The organism is Cytobacillus oceanisediminis 2691, from assembly GCF_007678455.1.
GTDB classification, from domain to species: domain Bacteria; phylum Bacillota; class Bacilli; order Bacillales; family Cytobacillaceae; genus Mesobacillus; species Mesobacillus oceanisediminis_A.
In genome coordinates, this window is sequence record NZ_VEEP01000009.1 from 172,540 (window position 1) to 198,577 (window position 26,038).

Annotated in this window: 30 protein-coding genes; 3 read left to right on the top strand and 27 right to left on the bottom strand. The window is 43.6% G+C overall.

Annotated features, from left to right (window positions below; translation table 11 throughout):
• Positions 1–2 precede the first annotated feature (2 nt).
• From FS736_RS18005 to FS736_RS18025, 5 genes are all read right to left on the bottom strand, one after another.
• Positions 3–296, bottom strand: coding sequence for a rhodanese-like domain-containing protein (locus FS736_RS18005; RefSeq protein ID WP_144479832.1), 294 nt, complete (start codon positions 294–296; stop codon positions 3–5).
• 20 nt (positions 297–316) lie between these two features.
• Positions 317–682 carry a rhodanese-like domain-containing protein gene (locus FS736_RS18010; protein WP_144479834.1) on the bottom strand — a complete coding sequence of 122 codons (366 nt, stop codon included), beginning with the start codon at positions 680–682 and terminating at the stop codon, positions 317–319.
• A gap of 121 nt (positions 683–803) precedes the next feature.
• Positions 804–1,067, bottom strand: coding sequence for a metal-sensitive transcriptional regulator (locus FS736_RS18015; RefSeq protein WP_144479836.1), 264 nt, complete (start codon positions 1,065–1,067; stop codon positions 804–806).
• Positions 1,068–1,079: 12 nt separating this feature from the next.
• Entirely contained in the window at positions 1,080–1,406 is a 327-nt protein-coding gene (locus FS736_RS18020) for a rhodanese-like domain-containing protein (protein ID WP_144479838.1), read from the bottom strand.
• Between the two features lie 217 nt (positions 1,407–1,623).
• On the bottom strand, positions 1,624–1,908 hold the full coding sequence (locus FS736_RS18025) for a hypothetical protein (RefSeq protein WP_260983644.1): 285 nt from the start codon (positions 1,906–1,908) through the stop codon (positions 1,624–1,626).
• A gap of 113 nt (positions 1,909–2,021) precedes the next feature.
• On the opposite strand from FS736_RS18025, the gene FS736_RS18030 reads away from it, so the two are divergent.
• Positions 2,022–2,261: a DNA alkylation repair protein gene (locus FS736_RS18030; RefSeq protein WP_144479840.1), complete on the top strand. Its 240-nt coding sequence runs from the start codon at positions 2,022–2,024 to the stop codon at positions 2,259–2,261.
• A 77-nt stretch (positions 2,262–2,338) separates the two neighbouring features.
• Here FS736_RS18030 and FS736_RS18035 read toward each other — a convergent pair whose 3' ends face one another.
• The 7 genes from FS736_RS18035 to deoD form a co-directional block, all read right to left on the bottom strand.
• Complete coding sequence (locus FS736_RS18035) at positions 2,339–3,169, bottom strand: hypothetical protein (protein WP_144479842.1); 831 nt, start codon at positions 3,167–3,169, stop codon at positions 2,339–2,341.
• A 160-nt stretch (positions 3,170–3,329) separates the two neighbouring features.
• The gene (locus FS736_RS18040; RefSeq protein ID WP_144479843.1) at positions 3,330–4,244 is read right to left on the bottom strand and encodes a CobW family GTP-binding protein; all 915 of its coding nucleotides are present in this window, start codon (positions 4,242–4,244) and stop codon (positions 3,330–3,332) included.
• A 111-nt stretch (positions 4,245–4,355) separates the two neighbouring features.
• On the bottom strand, positions 4,356–5,858 hold the full coding sequence (locus FS736_RS18045; RefSeq protein ID WP_313959734.1) for a lmo1851 family serine protease: 1,503 nt from the start codon (positions 5,856–5,858) through the stop codon (positions 4,356–4,358).
• Between the two features lie 208 nt (positions 5,859–6,066).
• Positions 6,067–6,273 (bottom strand): copper chaperone CopZ, encoded by a 207-nt coding sequence (gene copZ, locus FS736_RS18050; RefSeq protein ID WP_144479845.1) that lies wholly within the window; start codon positions 6,271–6,273, stop codon positions 6,067–6,069.
• Between the two features lie 27 nt (positions 6,274–6,300).
• Entirely contained in the window at positions 6,301–8,697 is a 2,397-nt protein-coding gene (locus FS736_RS18055) for a heavy metal translocating P-type ATPase (protein ID WP_144479847.1), read from the bottom strand.
• Between the two features lie 219 nt (positions 8,698–8,916).
• Positions 8,917–9,786 carry a M15 family metallopeptidase gene (locus FS736_RS18060; RefSeq protein WP_144480047.1) on the bottom strand — a complete coding sequence of 290 codons (870 nt, stop codon included), beginning with the start codon at positions 9,784–9,786 and terminating at the stop codon, positions 8,917–8,919.
• Between the two features lie 740 nt (positions 9,787–10,526).
• Complete coding sequence (deoD, locus tag FS736_RS18065) at positions 10,527–11,231, bottom strand: purine-nucleoside phosphorylase (RefSeq protein ID WP_144479849.1); 705 nt, start codon at positions 11,229–11,231, stop codon at positions 10,527–10,529.
• Between the two features lie 185 nt (positions 11,232–11,416).
• On the opposite strand from deoD, the gene FS736_RS25230 reads away from it, so the two are divergent.
• Complete coding sequence (locus tag FS736_RS25230; RefSeq protein ID WP_260983645.1) at positions 11,417–11,548, top strand: hypothetical protein; 132 nt, start codon at positions 11,417–11,419, stop codon at positions 11,546–11,548.
• Positions 11,549–11,589: 41 nt separating this feature from the next.
• Here the strand turns inward: FS736_RS25230 and FS736_RS18070 are convergent, their stop codons facing one another.
• Positions 11,590–12,360: a sporulation protein gene (locus FS736_RS18070; RefSeq protein ID WP_144479851.1), complete on the bottom strand. Its 771-nt coding sequence runs from the start codon at positions 12,358–12,360 to the stop codon at positions 11,590–11,592.
• 168 nt (positions 12,361–12,528) lie between these two features.
• The gene (locus FS736_RS18075; RefSeq protein WP_144479852.1) at positions 12,529–12,702 is read right to left on the bottom strand and encodes a YozD family protein; all 174 of its coding nucleotides are present in this window, start codon (positions 12,700–12,702) and stop codon (positions 12,529–12,531) included.
• A gap of 136 nt (positions 12,703–12,838) precedes the next feature.
• Here FS736_RS18075 and FS736_RS24425 point away from each other — a divergent pair, with 136 nt between their 5' ends.
• Positions 12,839–13,009 (top strand): hypothetical protein, encoded by a 171-nt coding sequence (locus FS736_RS24425; RefSeq protein ID WP_186326834.1) that lies wholly within the window; start codon positions 12,839–12,841, stop codon positions 13,007–13,009.
• Here FS736_RS24425 and FS736_RS18080 read toward each other — a convergent pair.
• The 13 genes from FS736_RS18080 to FS736_RS18140 form a co-directional block, all read right to left on the bottom strand.
• Positions 13,006–13,704, bottom strand: a complete 699-nt coding sequence (locus FS736_RS18080) for a hypothetical protein (RefSeq protein WP_144479854.1) — start codon at positions 13,702–13,704, stop codon at positions 13,006–13,008. The genes FS736_RS24425 and FS736_RS18080 overlap by 4 nt on opposite strands.
• A 138-nt stretch (positions 13,705–13,842) precedes the next feature.
• Positions 13,843–14,064 carry a YozE family protein gene (locus tag FS736_RS18085; RefSeq protein ID WP_144479856.1) on the bottom strand — a complete coding sequence of 74 codons (222 nt, stop codon included), beginning with the start codon at positions 14,062–14,064 and terminating at the stop codon, positions 13,843–13,845.
• 117 nt (positions 14,065–14,181) lie between these two features.
• Entirely contained in the window at positions 14,182–14,373 is a 192-nt protein-coding gene (locus FS736_RS18090) for a hypothetical protein (RefSeq protein WP_144479858.1), read from the bottom strand.
• Positions 14,374–14,503: 130 nt separating this feature from the next.
• The gene (locus FS736_RS18095) at positions 14,504–14,785 is read right to left on the bottom strand and encodes a YokU family protein (RefSeq protein WP_144479860.1); all 282 of its coding nucleotides are present in this window, start codon (positions 14,783–14,785) and stop codon (positions 14,504–14,506) included.
• Positions 14,785–16,221 carry a lysine 2,3-aminomutase gene (kamA, locus tag FS736_RS18100; RefSeq protein WP_144479862.1) on the bottom strand — a complete coding sequence of 479 codons (1,437 nt, stop codon included), beginning with the start codon at positions 16,219–16,221 and terminating at the stop codon, positions 14,785–14,787. The genes FS736_RS18095 and kamA overlap by 1 nt, the downstream gene beginning before the upstream one ends.
• A gap of 155 nt (positions 16,222–16,376) precedes the next feature.
• Positions 16,377–17,774, bottom strand: coding sequence for a sigma-54 interaction domain-containing protein (locus FS736_RS18105; protein ID WP_144479864.1), 1,398 nt, complete (start codon positions 17,772–17,774; stop codon positions 16,377–16,379).
• Between the two features lie 46 nt (positions 17,775–17,820).
• Positions 17,821–18,687, bottom strand: a complete 867-nt coding sequence (ablB, locus tag FS736_RS18110) for a putative beta-lysine N-acetyltransferase (protein WP_144479866.1) — start codon at positions 18,685–18,687, stop codon at positions 17,821–17,823.
• Positions 18,688–18,755: 68 nt separating this feature from the next.
• Positions 18,756–20,177 (bottom strand): aldehyde dehydrogenase family protein, encoded by a 1,422-nt coding sequence (locus tag FS736_RS18115; protein WP_144479868.1) that lies wholly within the window; start codon positions 20,175–20,177, stop codon positions 18,756–18,758.
• A 1-nt stretch (position 20,178) separates the two neighbouring features.
• Complete coding sequence (gene gabT / locus FS736_RS18120; protein ID WP_144479870.1) at positions 20,179–21,516, bottom strand: 4-aminobutyrate--2-oxoglutarate transaminase; 1,338 nt, start codon at positions 21,514–21,516, stop codon at positions 20,179–20,181.
• Between the two features lie 130 nt (positions 21,517–21,646).
• Positions 21,647–22,915 carry a peptidase gene (locus FS736_RS18125; protein ID WP_144479872.1) on the bottom strand — a complete coding sequence of 423 codons (1,269 nt, stop codon included), beginning with the start codon at positions 22,913–22,915 and terminating at the stop codon, positions 21,647–21,649.
• 13 nt (positions 22,916–22,928) lie between these two features.
• Positions 22,929–23,594, bottom strand: a complete 666-nt coding sequence (locus tag FS736_RS18130; RefSeq protein ID WP_144479874.1) for a 3-oxoacid CoA-transferase subunit B — start codon at positions 23,592–23,594, stop codon at positions 22,929–22,931.
• Positions 23,579–24,271: a CoA transferase subunit A gene (locus tag FS736_RS18135; protein WP_144479876.1), complete on the bottom strand. Its 693-nt coding sequence runs from the start codon at positions 24,269–24,271 to the stop codon at positions 23,579–23,581. The genes FS736_RS18130 and FS736_RS18135 overlap by 16 nt, the downstream gene beginning before the upstream one ends.
• Positions 24,272–25,633 carry an aspartate aminotransferase family protein gene (locus tag FS736_RS18140; RefSeq protein WP_144479878.1) on the bottom strand — a complete coding sequence of 454 codons (1,362 nt, stop codon included), beginning with the start codon at positions 25,631–25,633 and terminating at the stop codon, positions 24,272–24,274. It abuts the gene before it with no gap.
• Between the last annotated feature and the right edge of the window lie 405 nt (positions 25,634–26,038).

A 26,038-nucleotide genomic window follows, 5' to 3' on the forward strand; every position in this document is an offset into this window, starting at 1 on the left:
TATTATTCAGTTGGACCTTCCCATGCCATCATACCGCCCTGCATATTGATCACATTATATCCGTAATAATCAAGGAATTGCGATGCTCTAGAACTGCGGCCGCCAGAACGGCAAACCATTACATATGTTTTGTTCTTGTCCAGTTCATTCATCCTGAACTCAAGAAGTCCCAGTGGAATGTGGATCGCACCTGGAATCTTTCCTTGTGCAACCTCACTTACCTCACGAACATCCACAACTTCAAATTCATTGGTACCTAATTTATTTTGCACTTCTGTTGGTGTCATTTGACGCATTCTCTTTTCCCCCTTATTAATTACCAGGCGCTCATGCCGCCCTTTACATTTGTAACATTTTTAAATCCAGCTTTTTTCAATAACTTGCTTGCCTGGCTGCTGCGCATGCCACTTTGGCAAATGACGACTACATCTTTTTCCTGAGATAGTTCTCCTGTGCGGTTTGCCAGCTGTTGAAGCGGAATATTTTTGAACCCTTTAATATGGTTTCCTTTATATTCGCCAGGAGTTCTGACGTCAACAAATTGTGTACCTGCCGGCTTTGTTTTCACCATCTCACGCAGCTGTGCTGTCGTAATCTGATTCACACCTTTGGTTGGTGCTAAGCGGCTCCATAAGAAAGCTACAGCTAAAACAACAATTAACACATTAATTATTACATCCATCCATATACACCTCGTTATCTTTTTGGTAGATCATAATAGAGAAGGATTGGATTCACACACCCATATACCCATAAGGGTATTTTAAGTGACAAAAATCGCCTTGTCAAGAACAGAAATCGATTTATTTCCTGCTCTTGACAAGCAGTTCTACTGCATCATTTACTGCCTGCGATGTTTCCCGGCCTTCCTGTAAATCACTGATCAAGCATTGTTCTAGATTCTTGCTGACGATCAAGGCAATGGTACGATCGACTGCAGAACGGATTGCTGACAGCTGAGTCACTACCGACTTGCATTCTTCCTGTTCATCCAATAAGCGTATGCTGCCCCGAACCTGCCCCTCGATCCTTTTCAAGCGATTGACTATTTCTTTATTGTACTCCACTTTAGCCACCTCCTATTGTGATGGTCCAGTAATGGTATAACCCTTAATATCATAACCATACTTCTTAAGCAATCTTGCTCCAAAATTCTTTTCTACTTCATTGGATGCAATAATCACAATTTGTTCGTTCGGAATTTCCTTTATATATCTTTTTAAATATCCACATGGGATATTAATTGCTCCATTGACGGGATTTTTAGCTGAATCCTGATAATCCCTCAGGTCGACAAATACCGCTTCATGTTCATAGCCGTTTACCGCCCGAAGATTCCTCACAGGTACATATCGGTTGAAAATCAAGGTGACCAAAAGGAGAATGATGATAAAACCAGTAAGCAACTACACTTCACCTCTTATAAATTCTTGTTCATCACTGAACTTACAATATAAATTTTATACCATAAGGGGTATAAAAGCAAGTCTTGTGATGATATTTTTTGACATTTTTCTCATATAAAAAAAAGGAAGCACACACTTCCTTTTATAGAACAGGAACACATCAACTGCATTCAGAACTGAAGTCCAGCAATATGCCCTCATCCCCATATTTCGTCCCCTAATTCGAGTCATTCTGCTGAATAACATCCGTCAATTCCAGATGTAATCGAATTAAAGTGATTTTGCTTTCAGTTGACAATGATGATTCCATAATCCTTTTTGTGGCAAGATAGTATTTATCTTTTAGTGATTTTCTGGCCCTCGGATGGGAATTCTCATCTCTTAGATCCCTGAGAATGGCCTCTCTAAGAATCTTTCCTGGCGCTTGCGCTGACTCCAGCCGGCGATTGTTCCAAATCATCCTGTATTCATCAAGTAATTTCTCATATTCTTCTGTCTGCACTTTACTGCCTCCTGTACAAAAATGACTGTTTCAGGTCCTTACTTTGTATATTTACATAATTCAGCACGACAATGCAAAAAATAAAGATAAATGACTTTAAAGGAGACTATATTATGAGCAAACCGTATCGTTGTCCTAATTGCAAAACCAATCGGACCAGATTCAATATGATTTCCCAGGTTCCTCAGCCTGTAAAATTAAACCCCCAATCAGGAGAGATTGTGGAACAGTATTCTAATGACCAATTGGATCCCTTCCACCTTCCTTATAAAGGTCCGGAAATGAAAATCCAATGTGCAGCCTGCGGTCTTGTTGAAGATGAAAAAACCTTTGCCAAATTCGGTGAAAGTTAACGTGAAAGGGATATAGCGAGCCTTGACTTGCCCTTCAGGAACAACAATGAAAAGCTTGAGACAAGTTCTCAAGCTTTTCATTTAGGTATCGTTATTTTATTATCTTCAAGAAAACGGGTTGAATCAACCTTCCATTGTTCATTTCCCAAGAATCTGACAAGTACAATCTCTCCTGTGAAATTCCGTCCGCCTCTTCCTTTTATCTGCCAATTTATTTCCACAGGTACCGTCAAAGTCAATTGATCTCCCACATCCTCAGCTGGCAAGACCTCCATACGGTTTATGCTGATATTCTCAATTAGCGGCAGCAGCTTTTTCCATTTAAGATCCTGGAGAGAGATAAATGAAACGATGTAAGGATCCTGCTGTTTGATTCCTGCGATATACGCATTAACCAAATCATATGGATCTGTTTGTTCCAGATACTTCTCAAGCTTTCCTGCCGACTTTAATATCATCAGTTTATGGGATAAATCCATAAAATTTGTACGGTGAGTTGTACTTCCATAAAAGTGGATGCAAAAATGGCCAGGAAAGTTATTTTTCAAAGCTCCGCCTCCATGAGGCATTCCGTGCATCGAAGCGGCGATTTTCCCCTTTTCCGAGATGACGATTATCGCCCTGCGCTTCCAGCTCCATTTGCCACTGTATATTTTCTTCATGATCGCTGTATCTTCCGATGTAAGGGGCTGGACATCCGCATGGTTGCTTCCGGCTCTTCTTTGGACCCGGAATCGGAGACCTGTTTCCAGGTCCATGACAGTGAACTTACAGTACCTCGGCAGGAGTTCATTTACTTCTTCCCACTGTGGCATTTTAACCTTGTCCGGCTGTTTCTTTGCCATTACGCTTATGTCTGTAAATGTTAGGAGTACCATGGCCAATATAAAAATTTTAATTACTTTCATATGATCATCTCTTCTTAACCTGGCGTATTTTTATCTGGATTTATTCTGAGAACCATTCAGTTCATTTGCTACATGAAAGTTTTTGCTTTTACACCCTTTACTATTCAGGGAAATAATTGCAAATAAAAAGCCCAGACAAGCTGGGCAGGGTCAATCATTATTATTCTTCAAGTTTCCTTAGCTGCTGTTCTATGTTGTTCCAATCTGTAACCTGGCCAATGAAAACGAGGTTCAGTGGCATCTTCATGTATTCCTTCATATAGAACGGCATGCCATATGAATACTGGAATAAGTCGGGATATGGGGAATGGTCAAACAATACATATCCTTTAATGCGATAAATGGAATCCGGAAGTGCCCTTAAAAAATCTTCAAATGCCCTTTGGTTTATCGCAGTCTGGAACCGGTAAACAAAGGTACTCAGTCTTAAATCCGCCAACACATGTGAATCTGTACTTTCGGCTTTTTTTGAATAGGCCAATCCTTCCAAAAGTTTCATTGGCATCTTGGAATAAGAACTCAAAATACATTTCGCTTTAGGATTAAGGCCTTGAAGATCCATACTGATTTTGGCCTGTTGCGATTCACTGAGCAAATCTGATTTATTGATAATGACCAGGTCAGCATGCTTGACCTGTTCAAGTAAAAGCTGATGGACCTGCGGATCGAGACTTGTTCTATTAAGCCATTGCTGCCCATCCACAGTCGTGATAATTCCTTTGATCATCAGTTTGTCCGCAAACAGCGGTGACAGAACTGCATCCAAAACTTCTACCGGATGTGCAGCACCCGTTGTTTCAATATAGATCGCATCGAGGTCATGATCGAAAAGCAATCCTTGTAGCTGGGATTCAAGTTTATCCTGGATTGTACAGCAAATGCATCCTCCCAATAACTCTTTCAACGGGACATCCGAATCGACGGCATCCGAATCAATCGATACACTGCCAAGCTCATTCATCATCACAGCGATATTCCGTTCAGCGTCTTTTTCATGCTGTAAAAGACGCTTCAATAAAGTCGTTTTTCCTGTTCCCAGAAATCCTGACAAAACATAAACTTCTGCTTTTTTCATTTTCACATTCGCCCATCTTTCCTAAGTAATATAGAAAATCTCCAGCCAAAGCTGGAGATTTTCAAGTTACTGCATCTTTGCATTTTAAGGTGCTTTCCTGTGCACCAACCGTTATTTCGCCATCTCCTGCTTTAACACTTCTAGGGCTTTCTGGACTTGCGGATCATCTTTCTTAAGCTGTTCACGCAATCCATTCATCAGCTCGATTGTTGTGCTTCCTTTCAGGATACCCGTTTGTTCGATCTTTTTGGATTCCTGGAATTCGCTGACTGCTTCTTTCGTTTTTTCATCAAAGAAACCATCTTCCCTTCCAGGGTCAAATCCAAGCGCCTTCAGCATCTTTTGAGCAGATTTCACCTGCTCAGAGGCTGTTGACACTTTCAGTTCAGTTTCCGGATCGATAAATGGCAGTGAAGCGTATTCCGGCATAGCCACTTCATAGTCCGGTTTGATGCCTTTCTTATGGATCCAATTCCCTTTTGGTGTCAACCATTTATCTGTTGTGAATTTCATATTCGAGCCATCTGAAAAATCCTCCGCACGCTGGACAGTGCCTTTGCCGAATGACTTTTCACCCACCAATGGAACGCCGGCAGACTCACTGACAGCTCCCGCGAGGATTTCTGATGCACTGGCGCTTCCTTTATCGATGACTACTACTAAAGGCAGCTTGTTGCCATTTTTATTTTCAGAAGGATATTTTTTCACATTGCCATTGCGGTCTTCAACCTGGAACAAGATCTCTCCTTCAGGAACAAAAAGACTTGATATTTTGATTGCCTGGTCAAGAAGTCCGCCTGGATTTTGGCGAAGATCAAGGACAAGACCTTTCATCCCCTGCTTTTGCAGGTCATTTAAAACATTTACTAATTCATTAGCCGTATTTTGTGAGAAATTCGTAATCTGGACTTTAGCAATTCCATCTTCAAGCATCTCACCATAAACTGTTTCAATCGGAATTGTATCACGTGTGATGGTAACATCGACAGGCTTTTCGGCCCCCTGGCGAAGTATGGACAACTTTACATCAGTCCCTTTTTCACCCCTAATGAGAGCTACGGCTTCAGTCGTACTCATGCCTTGAAGACTTTTGCCGTCAACCGACATGATTTTATCCTCAGGTTGGAGTCCAGCTTTTTCGGCTGGAGAACCTTTTAGCGGAGTGACGATGGAAATGTAACCATCTCTCTCCTGGATTTCTGCCCCAATCCCCTCAAATGATGACGACAGACTCTGATGGAAATTTTTCGCATCTTCCTGGCTCATATAATCCGAATAAGGATCGTCCAAAGAAGAAAGCATTCCATCTATCGCCCCATTGATTAGTTTTTCCTGGTCAATATCCTGGTAATATTCATTTTTCAAAGTGTCATATGCGTCGTATAGCTTTGCAAATTCTTCCCTATCCCTTATAACCTGCACTGCTGGCTTGTCCTCACCGAAAGCAAGCGCAAAGGTAGTGATTCCTGCTGTTAAAAAGACAAGAAAAAACAACAGCATTGCAAAGTGGAACTTTTTGATCCGAAGAAAACTATTCTTGGTCTCTGTTTCTTCTGCCTTATTTTGGCCTTCAAGCTCTTCCTTGTTTTCTTCATTTATATTTTGCTGATCCAACCCTTTTCACCACTTTCCAATCAAGCTTAAAATCCTTAATGATTAGAATAACATTTTTACTGTGAAATTAACAGAAAAATAGGCATTGCACAATAAATGTGATGTATCCTTCCCTGCACACAGAGGTTTACTCATGCAAAAATTGATTATGTAATAAAAAGAGGCTGACATAGGTCAAAAACATGACCTATATCAGCCTCTTTGAATCTTATTCTACATCGTAGCCTTGATCTTCAACAGCAGCCTTCATTTTGCTGACTTCTGCTTTCGAAGCATCGTATTCTACTTCAGCTTTTCCCTCTGATAATGAAACGACTACGCTGGCAACTCCGTCTACACCCATCAAAGCGTTTTTGACTGCCTTTTCGCAGTGTCCGCAGGTCATTCCTGATACATTTAAAGTTGTTTTTTCCATTTCAAATCTTCCTCTCTTATAAAAAATTTATAACTTAATCCGCTTCAAACGAAGGGAATTAGTCACTACAGAAACTGAACTGAATGCCATTGCCGCTCCTGCTACCCATGGCGCAAGTAGTCCCATGGCAGCGATTGGGATACCCGCTGAGTTGTATGCCAGTGCCCAGAACAAGTTTTGGCGGATGTTTTGCATTGTCTTTTTACTTAATGAGATTGCTTTAGGAATCAATGTTAATTCCCCACCAAGAATAGTGACATCAGCTGCTTCAATTGCAACATCTGTCCCTGTACCAATCGCAATCCCGATATCGGCAAGGGCAAGTGCCGGTGCATCATTGATTCCGTCGCCGACCATTGCAACTTTCTTGCCTTTAAGCTGTAGTTCTTTTACATGGTTTGCCTTTTCTTCCGGCAATACTTCCGCTATAACATTTTCGACGCCTACCTGTGAGGCAATAGCATGGGCAGTACGCTTATTATCACCGGTAAGCATATATACTTCAATGCCCATGGATTTAAGCTCTTCAATAGCCTTTTTGGCTGTTTCTTTCACAGTATCAGCCACTGCGACTATGCCGTTCACCTTATTATCAATGGCAATCAGCATGGCTGTTTTTCCTTCAGTCTCCAGCTTCTCAAGCTGATTTTCGTGAATGTCAAATACGACTCCCGTCTGCTTCATCAGCTTTCTGGTTCCTATCAATACTTTTTCGCCATTGATGACTGCCTCTATTCCGTGGCCTGGTATCGCTGAAAACTGATCCACCGGAAGGACCTCAACGTTATTTGCGCTGCCATATTCTACTACCGCCTCGGCAAGTGGGTGTTCTGAGGATTTCTCGGCTGATACCAGATACTTAAGGACTTTTTCTTCTTCACCAAATATTTCTATATCGGTTACACTTGGTTTCCCTTTAGTAATTGTACCCGTTTTATCAAGAACAATAGCATTAATTTTATGGGTAGCTTCTAAATGCTCTCCGCCCTTGAACAGAATTCCGTTTTCTGCGCCTTTTCCCGTACCCACCATAATGGAGGTAGGAGTTGCCAGCCCTAGTGCGCAAGGGCAGGCGATGACGAGTACAGCGATCGCTGTTTCCAGGGATGATGCAAAATCTCCAGGAGTGATCAAGAAGTACCAGACAAGAAAGGTAACAATAGCAATCGCAACAACGATCGGCACAAAGATACCAGAAATCTGGTCAGCAACACGCTGGATTGGCGCCTTGCTTCCCTGAGCATCTTCGACGACCTTGATAATGCCTGCAAGGGCTGTATCTTTTCCGACCTTGGTCGCAGTCATTGTCAGAGTGCCATTTTTATTGATTGTCGCGCCAATCAGTGAGTCGCCTGCAGATTTTTCAACAGGAATGGATTCACCAGTTATCATGGCCTCATCGACAGCGGACTGTCCAGTTAACACATTGCCATCGACCGGAATCTTCTCGCCAGGTTTTACAAGGATGGTATCGTTGACTTTGACATCCTCGATTGGGATTTTAACCTCTTCGCCATCCCTGATGACGGTTGCTTCCTTTGCCTGGAGGCTTAGAAGCTTGGAGATTGCTTCAGTTGTCCGTCCTTTAGCAAGCGCTTCGAACAGTTTTCCAACAAGAATCAGAGTGATCAGTACCGCACTCGTTTCAAAATACAAATGCGGCATATAGTCCGGGTTTCCAATTGTTTTTATTGCTTCTGCAAGACTGTAAAAATAGGCAGCAGATGTTCCAAGGGCAACTAGGACATCCATATTCGCACTTTTGTTTTTTAACGACTTATAGGCACCAATATAAAATTGGCCGCCAATCCAGAATTGGACTGGTGTCGCCAACAACAGCTGGAACCATGGATTCATCAGCAGATGCGGCATCGGCAAGCCCGTATCCCAAGGCGCATGGCCAATCATGGTGTACAAAAGCGGAAGGGACAAAAGAATGGATATTAATAACTTTCTTTTCTTTGCGTTAATTTCCTCTTCTTTTTGCTGGGCCTTTGCTTCCCGCTGGACTTTTTCCTTGGCATCATAGCCAAGATCCTGTATTTTAGCGATGATTTGACCAACTGACAGGAACGCACTGTTGAACTCAACTGATGCTGATTCAGTCGCCAGATTGACGGTCGCTGACTCCATACCATCCATTTTGTTCAGGACCTTTTCAATCCTGGTGGAACAGGCAGCGCAGGTCATGCCGAAAACATCCAAATCCATCTTTTCATTTCTGACGCCGTACCCCAAGTCATTTATTTTGTTGAATATATCATCAGGTTTGATTTTCTCTTTATCGTATTGTACTGAGGCATTTTCCATAGCCAGGTTTACGGTTGCTTCGACTCCATCCATTTTATTTAGGACTTTTTCGATCCTTGTGGAACAGGAAGCACAAGTCATGCCTGTAATATCGACAGTTATTTGTTCTTTCATCTATTACACCCCGTTTCGATCGATGATTAATTTTATCTTATCTACAATATTTACTATACCCCTGTATAGTATATTAATCAACCGAAATGTTTGTGTTTTTTTTTATTTTACCCTGTTTGACAATATATACTGTTAAAAATATCACTAATCTTCCGGGAATGGACATGAAAGTTATGACATTTTTAAAACAAAAAGCCCGGCTAGCGGCCAGGCTCCTCACTAAATTTTCTTCACATTTTCAAAATACTCTTCAAGTGTCCAGTCATTTTCATATATTTCGGTAGCCGCTTTAATGCCAACGTACCGAAAATGCCACGGTTCATACATATAGCCTGTCAGTTCTTCTTTACCTTTTGGGTACCTCAGGATAAAGCCGTACTTATGAGCGTTGTGGGCCAGCCAGACTCCTTCTTTTGTTGAACCGAATTGTTCATTCAGATTAAAATTATTGTTCTTGCTTGAAATATCCATCGTCAAGCCTGTTTGATGCTCACTGCTTCCAGGTCTGGCAACTGCCTCCAGGGCCTTTTCTTCGCCTACCTTATTGACCTCGGCTTTGAACAATGTTTCCTGTCGGCCATATGACCTGTAGCCGGATACAGCTGCTAGTTCTATTCCGTCATTCCTGGCACCTGCAAACATTTTTTCCATAGCATCCGCAGCTTCTTTCCTCATAAGGCTCTTCTCAAGCTTTGCATCTCCAAAAGAGAATGGAACGTTAGGCCGAACCAGATCGCCGGGAATATAATTGCCTGGCAATCCAAAAACCTTATTGACAAGCGCCAAAGTGTTCTGCGGATTCTGGATGACATTCTTTCCGTCTGCATTCTGGACCACATTGAAATAAGCCGCTTCAAGTGTCAATGCTTCATCTTCAGGCTTGTCCCCTTGTGGATCCTCGTTATCCATATTGTTCTGATCTGATTCTGCTACTTCCGCTGGCTGGTCATCCTGTTTATCTTGTCCAACAAGTTTTTCTCCCAAATAAGGAATTTTCTCAAGGTAAGGAATCTTCTCAAGATAAGGCTCAACAGGTGCACACCCTGTCAATAAAATAGGCAAGGCGATTACTGGTAATATTTTTTTCATCATGTCCACCAATCTTCAACATTTTAAGGCAATAACACCATTCTATCATTTTTCAACAAACTTTCGAATGGCCTTTTTTCCCATTATCCCTGTTCATCATTATGCCTGGTTTTGGAAATTGCAAACTTCCCCAATTGGATGAAGTGATTTGGAGCATTGTTCAAAGTAAAGAGTATAATCGGCAGAGACAGTTATCGGGTTTGGAATGTAAAATGTCCACTAAACTCAGGTTCTTAGACATTTCGGCTAATCTCTGCCTCAAAAATGTCCTTTAAACACTGCTTCTTAGACATTTCGGCTTCCCTTTACCCTCAAAATGTCCTTTAAACACTGCTTCTTAGACATTTCGGCTTCCCTTTACCCTCAAAATGTCCTTTAAACACTGCTTCTTAGACATTTCGGCTTCCCTTTACCCTCAAAATGTCCTTTAAACACAGGTTCTTAGACATTTTGGCTTCTCTTTACTCTCAAAATGTCCATTAAGCGCAGGTTCCTAGACATTTTGGCTTCTTAATACCTCGAAATGTCCATTAAACACAATTTCCTGACATTTGAATGACGCTCTGCTCTCGAACTATTAATAAAACAAAAAGTTCCTTTGTCATTTCGATTACACTTTCTTCAAAATATCCTTTAAACTCGGTTTTAAGTCATTGTGGCTTTCCTTGAATTCTGAGGGATCCTAATTAAGGGTGTACATAATAAAACCCTTTCCTCAAGGGGAAAGGGTTTTCAACTCATTATTCTTTGATTGCTGCTTCGAGCGCTACTTCGATCATGTCGTTGAATGTTGTTTGGCGCTCTTCTGATGTCGTTTCTTCACCTGTCAGGATGTGGTCGCTGACTGTCAGGATAGATAGAGCTTTTCGATCGTATTTGGCAGCCAGGGTATAGAGGGCTGTTGTTTCCATTTCGACCGCTAAGATTTGATATTGGGCCCATTTTTCCAATTCTGCATTATCATTGTAGAACTGGTCAGCCGTGAACACATTCCCTACTTTAAGATTTAAGCCTTTTTCAAGACCTGTATTGTAGGCTTTGTACAATAAATCAAAGTTTGCTGTTGGAGCAAAGTCCACTCCGCCGAAAGTAAGGCGGTTCATTTGGGAATCAGTTGATGAGCTCATTGCCAGGATTACATCACGGACTTTTACATCCTTTTGGATTGCTCCGCAAGTGCCCACGCGAATCAGGTTTTGGACATTGTAGCTATTCATCAACTCATTGATATAAATTGAAATGGACGGCACGCCCATGCCAGTGCCCTGGACAGAAACCCTCTTGCCTTTGTATGTACCTGTGTACCCAAACATATTTCTGACTTCATTATATAACTTTGCATCTTCAAGGAATGTTTCAGCAATGTATTTTGCCCTTAACGGATCCCCTGGAAGCAATACCGTTTCTGCGATTTCATTTTCTTTAGCACCAATATGTACACTCATTCAAATAATCCTCCATCCTATAGGTTGCTACCTCAAAACTATACCACAATATAGTTAAGCAGGAAAATCTTCAGTTTCATGACAATTTTGTTAACGGGCAAGCTAGAAATAGCTTTACCGAAGCTGAATTAAAAAATTCTCTACCTGGGTGTAAAAGAAAAACTGACATAAAGGAGAATGAGCTAATGGGTAAAAAGCATCGCAATCGCATCAATTCGCCTAAGAAAAACAATCATATCCCTCCTGATGCAATCGTTGCCGAGCAAGAAGCACACGGCAAGGAGTTCTCAGCTAACGGAAGAAAGAAGCAAGGATAAAAAATGACGATGAAGCTTTTGCTTCATCGTCATCAAAATTTTCAGCAGTACCGTGCAATAGTATCCTGAAGCTTTTGCTGTAAGGAGGGCAAATCAGATACATGGATATTCATTCTTACATATGTTTCATCCATGCCCATCGCTTCTGATAAGAAACCGCCGATTCCTCTCGCTCTTCGGTCAACTTGCATCAATACTTCCGCTTCGTTTTCGCTGTTTGGATAGAGAACCAACTCCAGTTCATCCAGACGTCCTCTAAATGGACCTGATGCAGCCACGAATTCGAACTCCTGGACGAATGGCAGGTTCCGGCGAAGATGCCTTGGTGCCTGCTCACACTCAGCCTCCCTTAACCGGAAGCCCAGATTGCTTACGGCATTAAAGATCCCTTGCATCAATGGGTTGGGTACTACTGTCAAATAATCTTTATCTCCGGGGTCGACTGCATTCTTGATATCAAGTCCTGTCGTTACCCAAACCTTCGTTCTTCCCATAGTTAACGGAATTTCCAATGGCAGCCTGAAGGTAAAAGGGATTTCCTTTGTTTCATTTCCTTTGATCAGAAACGACTGCGTAAGCCTGAAGCGGTCGATTTGGGCAGTCGCTGTATACTTTCTCTCGTCGCTCTCTTTTATATAAGTGGTATGTAAACTCAAATAGATGTCATCAATATTCTGCTCAACACTGCCTCCGCGAATTTCAACGATTCCGCGTATCTCTTCTCCTGGCATAACCCGGTCCTTTTCAAGCTTCGTGTCGACTTTAGCTGCTCCGATTCCAACACTTGCAAACACCTTATTAAAAAATGACATCCTCATTGCCTCCCAGAAATCACAATTTTCTTTTACGACTATGTATACGATTATAAGTTAACAGGGTTTCATAAAAATACATTATTTTTTTTCACCTTTATTAGTGAGCATGACTCCAAAATAAAAAGGCTGATTCGTCCGAATCGGCCCTCCCATCGGTAGATCGCCTTAATCTATGTCTTCTTCCTCATCGATGATGCATTTTTCAATCAGATATTCAAACGTGATATCCGCCATCTCTTCAAGTTCTTCCTCCGTGGGAACGTATCCCCTTTTAACAAGTTCATGAAAGAAAAATTCAGCAATCTCCTCTGTATCGATTATAACCTCAATCTCTTTCACAGATTCGCCCCCCTTTATTCCAAATGTATGATATATGTGCTTGTTTCATGCCAAGCATATTGATTTTTCAGAAAAATCGTTCTATCTCTTTTGGACAAGCATAGAATGGAATAAATCAATGGCGGGGTGATTCTTAATGAAGACAATAAGTACGCTTGCAGAGATGTTCGTTGCTGATGTCAATAAAGAAAACAGTGTAATCGTAGAGTTTTTTGGCAGCATTGTGAATTCATTATTTAAGGTTATTCAAGTGGCAGGAATTCCTTTTCTTGTTTATGTGCTGCTGGAGTTTTCAGGCTGGCTTTAAACATGGCTTTTTCCATCATTGTTAACAAGCAATGACAGCTTCCGAATGATAACCCTCATAACATGTGCATATTCATCATCATTGAACCATTTATATAAAATTCGATAGTCATTGTATATATCGAGCAAATGATCGATGGTCATCCTTCTCTGGTTGATCTTCCGCAACTCTTCCTTTTCGCCTGCACGGGGCTGAAGGGATTTTTTATCGAGGTTCACAGAGGGCCTTACTTCTTTATTGGCAGAAAACAGAAGTCCGAGCTTCTGGATGAAAGTATCCGCGCTTTCTGAATCCGCCACAAGTGTCAGCTCTTCTTCCCCGGCTTCAAGCCATTCTCCATCTTTAATCCTCGAGAGTTCATATATGACATCCTCCCAGGCATCTTCCTTATAACGCCAGATTTCAGTCCTGAAACCAACAACTTTAAACAGATCCGAACCATATCCCTTTACCTGGACTAAATCCCCGAAGAAATATTTATACTCGATATCGATTTGTTCCTTTTCCATCAGCTTTCCATCATATTCAGAGAGCATCTGCAAACTTGTTTCTAAATACAAGCCCTCGCTCTTATTTATCTCATATACATGAAGGCCGTCAAGCCACTTTATATCTGTCACTTTCCCCACGGTACCATAAATAGTGATCACGACTGTATCACCGATGTTAAACTTAGGTTTCTTCCGTTTTTCCATTTCCTCCATCTCCTCAACGATGAGTCGTGAATTGTGATTACCACAGTATATGCACTATTCTGAAAATCGCCACGCCCAGATGAAGGATGAATATATTATTAAAACAAAAGGCTCCTGCGTGTGAGCGCAGCAGCCTTTTCAGCTTTCAGCTATCAAATATTCTTCCCATGCCTCATCAAAGACAGCCATGCTTTCAGGATACTGTCCGTTGACTTCCAGATAGGAGCTTATTTCGTCATAGTCTTCCGAGTTTTTAGGGAAGGAAAGATCGTCGTATGCAGAGTTCGCGAACCTGCTGATCGCATCCTTTGGTTTCGTGGACCGGTATTTCATGAGAAAGTGGTAAAAACTTTTATACATATATGAACGCCTGCCTAAATTTAGAATTTGTCTGTCCATACTATAACGAAAAGTTTACTGTCCGTCCACATATTAGAAAGTATCGAGCACCTTCCCTACCAGGAAAGATGCCCGCCGTTATTGCCATCTGGCTGATTTCGCCATCTCCAGCAATGCCCATATAATATTCACCATTAAAATGGCCACAGTAATGGGAACAGCATGAAGCCAGTTCATCCCGAATTTCTCTTTGATCATCCTCACATAGTATCCGCACAGGAACAACACCAACATTGCCGCCATCAGCATGATTGATAAAGCGATATACACAAGATCTCCTCACTTCCAATATGAATACTCCCCACTCTATTATAAAGAGTAGGGAGTAACTGGATAAAAAGGAGATTTGAATTTTTTGTGAACAGCTTTCTGTTTCAGGTTATTTTTGTCACTCCTCATTTCAAGATGAAAAATCAAAGTAATTTCGCTTCAGCAGTCTTGGCTGTTCCATCAATACTTCGAAGGTGATGACTTTGGAGAGTTTTTTCGTATCGATTAAAAACAGCTGGTCTTCGATTTCCTTTGTGATCAACTCTGTCTGATAGGTCATTTGGCAGTCGAGACAATGGACTGCTGGTGTATCATCAATTTGGATCGCTTTAGTCCCATCAGGGAGTTCCCAATAAACTTTGTCTGTGACTGCTTTGATATTTTCACTGCTGCACCATTCACAAATAGTCATTATTCACTCCCCTTTGCTGTGGGGATCGTCTCCTGGCTATCAGGGGCATGTGTTGTTTTTTTCTGTTGAGCCATGAATTTCTTTTCTTTCAGTTCATCCCGCTTTTCCCGCTTATCCTTGAGTGATGCATGAGCTGGATCTTCCTCATACTTTTCACGGCGGTCAATCCTGCCAAGTCCTTCTGGAATTAAGTTGAATTCACTGTCATTCATGATGGCTGCAATTCCGGTATTGGATTTTTTCTTTTCATAATCAGGATAGACCTGCTTGAAGTATCCTTCCGCTCTGCCAGGAACATAATTTTCAGGTTCTGGATAAGAGGTGATGACACCTTCGAAATTCCGCAGCACGACTTTTTCAGGACTTTGCGAAATCAGGTAGTTTGGCTGCAAGGAGATTTTCCCTCCTCCACCAGGTGCATCAACTACAAATGTCGGGACAGCATAGCCAGACGTATGGCCCCTCAAGCCCTCGATGATTTCAAGTCCCTTCGTCACAGGAGCTCGGAAATGGCCAATGCCTTCAGACAGATCGCACTGGTAGATATAATAAGGTCGGACCCGGATTTTTACAAGGTCATGCATCAGCTTTTTCATTATTGGAACACTGTCATTTATGCCAGCGAGGATGACCGATTGATTCCCAACCGGAACACCTGCATTCGCAAGCATTTCACATGCCCGTTTTGAATCCTCAGTAATTTCGATTGATGTATTGAAGTGTGTATTCAACCAGATTGGATGGTATTTTTTGAGGATGGAACAAAGATTCTCTGTAATTCGCTGCGGAAATACTACAGGTGCCCGGGTGCCAATGCGAATAATTTCCACATGATCAATTTCGCGCAGGTTTTTCAGGATATACTCGAGGATATTGTCATTGATCAGCAGGCCATCCCCTCCCGAAATCAGCACATCGCGTACTTCTGGAGTGTTCCTGATATAGTTGATAGCCGCATCCAGCTGCTTTTTGGCTACCCCCATGCCGATTTGTCCGGAAAATCTGCGGCGTGTACAGTAGCGGCAGTACATCGAGCATTGGTTGGTAACAAGGAACAGCACCCTGTCAGGATATCGATGAGTCAAGCCTGGCACAGGTGAATCCTCATCTTCGTGCAGCGGATCTTCCAAATCGTATTTTGTTTTGTGGATTTCCTTTGATATTGGGACGGACTGCATCCTTACCGGGCAGCGAGGATCATCTGGATTCATTAATGAAGCATAATATGGTGTGATATTGAGTGGGATTGTTTTCGTTGAGATCCGGACCCCCTCTTCCTCCTCAGGAGTCAGATTGATGACTTTTTTCAGATCATCGAGCGTCCTGATTGTGTTTGTAAGCTGCCAGAGCCAGTCATTCCATTGCTCTTCGGTCACATCTTTCCAGAGTTCGATATCTTTCCAATGTCTTGATGGCTTATATAAAGTTTGTTTCATCCAATTTCCCCCTAGCTATTTTTATACCTATTTACAATGCAAGTTCCGTGCCAAGTTGGCGAATTATTCTGAAGATTGCTTGCAATAGGAGTTATTGGAGAACAGGACAATCCTAGGTAAAAAAATAACCTGCTGAAATTTCGGCAGATTATGTTTCAAGGCTGGATATTCAATTTTTTAATTTTATATTGAAGTGTCTGCCTTGGTATATCCAGAAGGATGGCTGCCTGCTGGATATTTCCGCCTGAAGCTTCCAGCGCATCTTTAATCAACTGTACTTCAAGCTCCTTCAGATTTTCTCTCAATACCAGTGAAGGAGCACTGCTCACTGGCTCTGGGGCAATGTTTTTCAACATCATTGGAAGATCATGGGCAGTCAGCTTTTCACCTTCACAGACATTCATCATGTACTCAATCGTATGCTTCAGCTCGCGTACATTTCCAGGCCATTGATGGGTAAGAAAAACAGACTTGGCCTTTTCATCGAGCCCGGTTACATGCTTCCTCAGCTCATGATTGTACTGGCTTATAAAAAGATCGCTCAGATAAAGAATATCTTCCTTTCTTTGTCTTAAAGGGATCAATTCGAATGTCAGGACATTCAGTCGGTAAAAGAGATCGGTCCGCAGCTGGTTCTCTTCCATCGCCTTTCCCGGGTAGACATTCATCGCAGAAATCACCCTGACATTCACTGAGGTAACATTCGTGCTTCCGACCCTTCGGACAGCGCCATCCTCAAGTACACGCAGTAATTTAGCCTGGAGGTCGAATGGCATCGAGTTGAGCTCATCAAGGAAAAGCGTCCCTCCGTTTGCAAGCTCGAAAAGACCTGGCCTGTCCACCGCTCCGGTATAACTTCCCTTAGAGGTTCCAAACAGGATACTTTCGAGCAGATTTTCAGGTATCGCTGCACAATTCTGGGCTATGAACGGACCAGCAGCCCGCTTTGATGCATTATGGATGGATTGGACGAAGAGTTCTTTTCCGGTGCCGCTTTCTCCATAAACAAGAATGGGAGAATCGGATTTTGCCAGTTTTTCAGCCTTCTTTTTTACCAACATAAAATGCTTATTCGTTGTCAATACATCACTGAACGTATAGCCTGCCTGCTGTTTTACAGCCTTGCCATTACTGAGTCTCAACCCCTTTTGGATTTCGACCAGACGTTCAGAAAGCTGCTTGATCCGCGAATAATCCTTGGCGATTTCAACAGCGCCTATCAGTTGCCCCTGGACAAATATTGGCAGAGTTGTATTGACGGTTTCAATTTTCCTTCCGTGCAAGTTAACAAAGGATTGGGTTTCATTATAGATTGGCTTTTTCGTTTCTATTACTTTCAGTAAGGTGCTGGATTGATCATTCAGTGAAGGAAAAACACTCAATAGCGGCTTCCCAATGACTTCACTGATTTCTAATCCATCATGCCTGGCGGCAACTTGATTGTAAAATATCGTGATGCCTTCTGTATTGACGACATGAATTGCCTCATCGATGCACTTCAGTATTGCGCTCAAGATTTCTTCGGTAACATTGGATACTGAATTCAATCCCATCACACTCCCATATTAAGTATATGACAGCGTGCCGAAAAACTGTCTTTTACTGCCCAATATTTGGCGTTTTTGCCAAATCTTTTACCCAGACATTCATGTTCTCAATTTTATCATAAATATATACATTATTCACCAGCCTGCCGCGATAGGCATAGTCCAATTGATACAATGCTGCATTCATGCCAAATGATAATGACCTCGCAATGGAATAGGCGCAAAAAATGCCGCTCTCAACCAGTTCTGCCTCTAAACGAGCCAGGAGGACTTTCATCAAGCCATGCTTCCGGTGCTCTTTTAACGTCGCACAATCAGTCATTTCCGCGTTTTTGTAAAAAAGATCGACTTCAGCGGAAGCCGCACTTACAATTTGGCCATCATGGATAAATCCATAGTAAATCGTGCCTTCGGTCATCGTTTTGACAATATACTCCGGGTCGTTCAGCGGGGTCGGATAGATTTGAAAGACTTCTTTGTATAAGTTGGATAAGCCGTGGGCATCCGAGATGTCCATTTTCTTCATTACATAATCGCCAGGCGGAGTGATCTTCTGGGCGGGCTCTGCCAAACGATAGACACTTTTTATGATTCCATCCTCCACGGTCCAGTGAGGCGTTGCTTTTCTGTCATCGCTTAGAAACTTTGAAAAGAACACGCAATCGGAGCCAAGGAAAAAACCGTCGATGCTTGCCTCAAAACTGTACCCGTTTTCAAGCAGCTGTGTAAAATGTTCTCTTCTTCCTTTAATGATCAATTTATCTGCCTTTTCACTCTCTGCCAGCTCTTCAGCGCATTTCAAAGCATTCGATAAACTGCCTAAATAATCCTCCACCCTCACCCGTTTGTTTTGTTTGTCAAGATAAACAGTCATCTTGCCATTTTTGTCTGATAAGACGATTGTTTTCCCTAAATGCATTTTCCTCTCCCCCATCCCCTAAGATTTTCTGTCGAATCAAAAGCCTGGCTTTGGGCCAGGCTGACAGTTCAATCCAATTTGAATGAAACAAGCTTCAGTTCAGTCATTTCTTCGACAGCATACTTGATCCCTTCTCTTCCAGTCCCGCTTTGTTTGACACCGCCATATGGCATATGGTCAACCCGGAAAGTAGGAATATCATTGATCATCACGCCGCCGACGTGCAGATTACTGGCTGCTCTGAAGGCTTTTTGAAGATCATTTGTATAAACACCTGCCTGAAGGCCGAACTGCGACTCATTGACCTCAGTGATTGCTTCATCAAAGTCCATGAACGTGTTGATATGGACAACTGGCGCAAAGATTTCCTCACAGGAAATCTTATCAGTCGGTTTTGCATTGAGGAGCACAGTCGGCTTTAATACCTGCTGTTCACTTTCTCCTCCAAGGACCAGTTCGGCTCCATTTCCCACCGCATCACTGATCCAGGACTGGGCCCTTTCCACATCCTCCGCACTGATCATTGCAGCTACATCTGTTTCTTCATCCAGAGGGTCTCCCACTTTAAGACGGCCCGCTTCTTCAACGAATTGTGAAACAAAATCCTCGGCAATAGTTTCATACACGTAAATGCGCTGAATCGAAATGCATACCTGCCCCTGATTTGAGAAGGCACCCGTCACGATTCTTGGCATTACCTTACTAAGGTCCGTTCCTTCGTCGACTATCAATGCCGAATTTGAGCCCAGTTCAAGCGTTACCCTTTTCAATCCAGCATTTTCACGAATATACTTACCGACTGCAGGACTTCCGGTAAAGGTCACTTTTTTTACCCGATCATCGGCAATCAGGGCGTCGCCCACATTTTTCCCGCTGCCTGTCACTACATTAAGAGCACCTGCCGGCAATCCTGCCCTATGGAAGTATGAGGCGATTTTATAAGCTGATAACGGCGTCTGGCTCGCGGGCTTCAGGACGACTGTATTTCCTGCTGCTATCGCTGGCCCCACCTTGTGGGCTACAAGGTTCATTGGAAAATTGAATGGTGTAATCGCAGCGATGACGCCAAGCGGCTCCTTTACAGTATAGGCGATCCGTCCCTCTCCTCCGGGAGCAGCATCCATCGGGATGGTTTCTCCCTGGATCCTTCTGACTTCTTCCGAGGCGAATGTATAGGTCATAACAGTCCGGTCGACCTCTGCCCGGGCCGCTTTCAATGGTTTGGAGGATTCCTCAGCGATCAGTCTTGCACATTCTTCACGGTCTTCCTGGATATAATCGGCCACTTTCCGAAGGATATCGGCACGTTTATGGGCATCCATTTCCGCCATGCCCCTCGCAGCTTCAGCTGCAGAGTCAATCGCTCTTATTACATCTTCTTTGGCAGCCTCTGCTACTTCGGCTATTTGTCCACCTGTATACGGATTTAACAGTGGACGGTAATTTTCTGTTTCCACACTTTCTCCATTTATCCATAAATTCTGTTTCATCTTATCCCTCCTGCTGCTTGCAGCATTCAAAAATCACGGATTCAAGGACATCAAACCCTTCCTCCATCTGCCCGTCTGTTATGACAAGCGGAGCGAGAAGCCTGATGACGTTACCATAAAAGCCAGCGCTCATTAAAATCAATCCGCGCTGATGAGCCTTCGCAAGCACCTCCTTAACAATCTGTCCATTCGGCAGCCCATTTTCATCGAAAAATTCGATTGCGCACATTGCTCCTAATGACCGGATATCACCAATCTCCGAAAACTGTTTTGCCAGCCCTCCGAATCTCTCCTGAAACTTATCTCCAAAAAAGTTTGCTTTCTCGAGAAGTTTTTGCTCTTCTATCATTTTAACGACTTCGATCGCTGCAACACAACCGAGAGGACTTCCTCCATATGTTCCGCCAATTTCTCCAATGCCGGCTGAATCCATAATTTCGGCCCGTCCAGTCACCGCGCTGATTGGAAGTCCGGCTGCGATCGATTTTGACATGGTCATCAGATCAGGTATCACTCCGTAATGTTCCATTGCGAACATCTTCCCTGTCCTGCCAAAACCTGTCTGGATTTCATCTGCAATAAAGAGGATTCCATACTTTTCACATATCTTTTTCACACCTTGCACAAAGGGCTTTGATGGTATGTTAAATCCACCTTCACCCTGGATGGGTTCCATGATGACCGCGGCAATTTCCGTGCCTGGCACCTCACTCTGGAAAAATGTCTCAAACTTCTTCAGGATATAAGCATCCAGTTGATCGGGGGACATGCTTTTCTCCTGTGAATATACAGGGTAAGGCCATTTATAGGTTTCTGGTGCAAATGGGCCGAACTGGTACTTGTACGGTTTGACCTTGCTTGTCAGTGACATTGCCATATACGTCCTGCCATGAAATGCCCGTTCAAAGGAAATGATCCCTTTTCTGCCGGAAAATTTCCTGGCGATCTTTATCGCGTTCTCAACTGCTTCTGCACCCGTGCTGAGAAAAAAGGTCTTTTTATCATGGTCTCCAGGCGTGATGTTGTTCAGCACTTCAGCCAGTTCAATATAAGGTTCATACATCATCACATGAAAACATGGGTGAAGATAACGGTCAATCTGTTCATGGAGCGCATTTACAACCTCTGGCGGACAATGTCCAACATTGAGGGTGCCGATTGCACCTGCAAAGTCAATGAATGTGTTCCCGTCTACATCAGTCAACAGGGCACCTTCGCCACTTTCGGCAAAAGATTTGATCGTATTAAATGGACCAACAGGAATATTCTTCTCTTTTCTTTCCAGCAAAGCCTTCGCCTTGGGACCGGGAATGGCTGTTTTGATCTTAATATCTCCCACTTTTTGACTCCTCCTAATTGAAATGATGGCAGTTTGGTTGACACAGGTTTTACAAGTCTGCTTTCATTTCTAACTTCATTGTTTAAAAGCTTTATAATACTTGCTTCACCCCAATGCCAGTAAAAAGCTGTTATTCACTGATTTCACACCATTTAAGCAAAGTGAGGGCAATGATTTCGGCGGTTTCAAATACATCTTCAAGCCTGATATATTCGTTTGCCTGATGTGCCGTTTCAGTTACCCCAGGCCCAAAAACCACAACCGGTATTCCGCCGACTTTTGAAAGGATTCCGCCATCTGTCGCCCAAGGGGAGGCTTCAATTAAAGGCTCCTGTTCTTTGACACCTTTATAGCTTTCGGATAAGTCTCGAATCAGTTCATGCTCTGGATCCAGGTCGCCCGGCAGCCAGCTTGCGCCGAACCATTCTAGCACAGGGTTGTTTTCTTCAAGCCATGTATCAGCATTGCTTACTTGCGATAAGGCTGCAGCCATTTCCCGTTTTGCTTCCTCCTGGGTTTCGTTCGGCGCAACCCCCATCCTGCCTTCAATGATCGCCAGGTCTGGAACAGAGGATGGCCAGTCGCCAGCCTGAATTTTGCCGATATTGATTGGAATTGGTATTGGAATACTTTTAAAAAACGGATCTGTTATTCTCTCGTTTCTTTCCGTCTCCAGTTTTCTCAGTCCATCAATCACCTGCATCGCCTTCTCAATCGCATTGACTCCCTCATACCTTGTGCCGCCATGGGCACCTTTGCCTTTAACTAAAATCCTGAACCACATGGACCCCTGCTGCTTAGGAAAAAGCTTCATGTTTGTTGGTTCCGGAATGATTGCGGCATCCGCCTTATAACCTCTCAAGACTGCAGCAAGCGACCCGGCACCGCCGCTTTCTTCTTCGATTACGCTCTGGAAAATGACATCTCCTTTTAACTTGATCCCTGAATTCTTTATAGCTTCCATCGCCATCAGCAAGGAAGCAGTTCCGCCCTTCATATCCGTCGACCCCCGGCCGAAAAGCTTGCCGCTTTCAATATATCCGCTGAAAGGGTCCCGATCCCAATCCTTGGTGTCACCAGCGGGTACAACGTCGATATGGCCATTCAGGATCATCGACTTTCCTCCGCCCGTCCCCCTCATGATTCCTACCGCATTAGGGTTGCCTTTGAAGTTGCTGCGATCAGAGCAAAACGCCGGGTGGCCAGACAATCCGTCACCTCCGATTTCCCAAATATCCATTTCAAAGCCTAATTCACGGCATTTTTCAATCACTACAGCCTGTGCTCCACTTTCTTCTCCCCTCGTACTTGGCTCCTGTACCATTTTTTGCAATAGGCGTGTTCCCTTGATTCTGTTTTCCTTAATATATTTCCGCACCTTTTCCTCAGCAGATTGCACGATATCAACCCCTTTAATAATCAATAACCCGAAGATCCTCCGCGATCGAGAAATCACAGGCTGTTTTAGCAGTAATCTCAGCAATGGTATATGGCGCAAAAAGCTCAGAGAGAATCATGGAGCCTTCATTTATTTTAAAAACTGCCAGGTCGGTGATCACCAAGTCGACACAGTTTGCCGCAGTCAATGGCAAGGAGCATGACTTCACCAATTTGGACACCCCGTTCTTATCTGTGTGGTTCATCAGCACGGCAACTTTCCTGGCCTTTTGTGCCAGTTCCATCGCCCCACCCATTCCCGGCACTTTTTTGCCCGGGACAATCCAGTTCGCAAGGTCTCCCTTTTGGCTTACCTGCAAAGAACCCAGTATGGTAAGGTCAACCCGCCCGCGTCGGATCATTCCGAATGCCACCGCACTGTCACAATAAGAAGAACCTGCAACGACCGTAACCGGGAACCCGCCCGCGTTGCATAAATTTTCATCTTCCCATCCCTTTTCAGGGGATGCGCCCATTCCGACTATCCCATTTTCGGCATGGAACATTACCTGTGTTTCCCGTGGCAGGTGGTTAGGAACAAGAGAAGGAATTCCAATGCCCAGATTGACTACCATCCCGGATGTAATCTCCTCGGCAGCCCGCTTCGCCATTCTATTCCTGACATCTATTCCCATGCCCATTTCCAATTCACCCCACAAGATGGAATCACCATATCCACGAACACACCGGGCGTCACTATTTCCTCGGGGTCCAGACTGCCAAGCGGAACAATTTCTTCAGCCTCGGCAATTGTAAACTTCCCCGCCATCGCCACAAGCGGATTCGTATTCCTCGCGCTTTTATCGAAAACCAGGTTTCCGTATGGATCGGCTTTTTTGGCATAGACAATTGCCACATCTGCCGTCAGCGCTGTTTCAATTAAATACTCTTTGCCGTTAAGGGTCATCTTTTGTTTGCCCTTTGCAACGAAATCATGATCGACCCCAACATCTGTTAAAATAGCGCCAATCCCCATTCCACCTGCCCTTATACGTTCCGTAAGTGTGCCCTGCGGCGAGAACTCGACCTCCAGTTCCCCTCTGGTCATCAGGTCGCCTGCAACAGGATTCGAGCCGATATGGGAGGCAATCACTTTCCTGGCCCTCCTGCGGCTGACAATTTTACCGATGCCGATTTCCGGAAAGCCTGTATCATTTCCTATCAACATAAGATTTTTGATGTTCTTTTCCAGAATGCCATCTATCAGGGCTGGAGGAGAACCGACTCCTCCAAACCCGCCAAACATCAAGGTCATTCCGTCATAGAAATATTCCATTGCCTGCTCAAGCGCAGCAATTTTTCCAAATGGATTTTCCATCTACTCTTCAACTCCATTTTCAAAAGGAAATCCCAGTGTTTTATATACTTCAACGAATGTTGTTTTCAAAAGGGCAATCAGTTCGTCAATTTCACGCTTCGTGATTGTAAGCGGGGGTGCGATGATAACCGCGTCACCTGAAAGCCCATCAAGGCCTGCCGCCGCAGGATACAGCAATATCCCGTGGTCCCTGCCAGTTCTGACAACCAGCTCCGTCAGTTTTACACTCTGGTCGAACGGAATTTTCGCTGCAGGTAATTTGACAAACTCCAAACCAAGAAGCAACCCTTTTCCCCGCACATCCCCGATAAAAGTGAATTGTGTTTTAAGGCGATCGAGCTTATTTTTGAGATAAACAGACCTCGATTCTACATCTTTCAAAATATGATTGTTTTCAAGGTATTCCAAAACAGCCAAAGCTGCTGCACATGATTGAGGGTTTGCGCTTAGAGTGTGACCGCTCATGATCACTTTGGAACCCTTCAGGATCGGTTCCATCACATGGTCACTTACAACGGTCGCTGCTATTGGTGCATAACCAGCCCCCATCCCCTTGCCAAGGGCGACAATATCGGGAATGATATTCCAATGCTCCATTGCCAGCATCGACCCAGTCCTGCCAAACCCTGTCATTACTTCATCTGCGATAAATAATATATTGTTCTCATCACAAATCTTTTTAATTGTTTCGTAGTACCCTTCCGGTGGCGAAATCGCTCCGCCGGCTGCACCAATCACAGGTTCTGCAATAAATGCGGCAATGTGGTCAGCTCCAATCCTTTTTATTGCCCCCTCCAGCTCCATGGCGCATAAATAACCGCATTCCGGCGCTGATTTTTGGTATGGACAGCGATAACAGTAGGGAGGCGAAATCGTCGGGAATTCCTCGAGCAATGGCACAAACCTCGCTCTTCTTCCGGGATGTCCTGACATCGAGAGTGCACCAAGCGTGATACCATGGTAGCTGACCCATCTAGAAAGTATTTTGATTTTTGACTTCATCCCTTTCTCCTGCCAGTACTGAATCGCAATTTTCAAAGCGGTTTCGGTCGCTTCTGACCCACTATTTACAAAGAAACTCCAATTCAGGTCACCAGGCAATGAATCAGAAATTTTTTCTGCCAGCTTTTCTGCCGGCTCACTGGTGAATTGAGAGCGATAGACAAATGAAACTCGCTTGGACTGTTCATACATCGCAAGAATGATTTCCGGAACTCCATGACCGATGTTTGCCGTTACAGCCCCGGATGCAGCATCAAGATACTTCTTCCCGTCTTTGTCAAAAAGGTAGATGCCTTTACCATAGTCAATCTCAGGATAGCTCTCATCCAGGGCAGGTTTGATTAAATAGGACGACCTCATAATTTCACTCCATTCACCGCAATTAAAATCAAATGGACATTCTGTAAATTGTATGAAAACAAAACGGGAATCTTTCTTATATATGAAAAAATTACGCCATACAGCCTAGGGCGTTAACGTGAGGGGGATTTTTTATGGAGTCCGGTACTAGCCTGCATTTAGGGAGTCTGCGGTTATACTATTTGAAATGCGACCGCGGGCTTGCTTTGGACAGCTTTGGCACCAATATACGAAAAGCTGTCCGAACTACGGCTTGCTTCGGACAGCTTTGGGCCTATTGCACAAAAAGCTGTACGAACTCGGGGCTGCTTCGGACAGCTTTGGGCCTAATGCACGAAAAGCTGGCCGAACTCGTGGCTGCTTCGGACAGCTTTGGGGCTACTACTCGAAATGCTGTCCGAACTA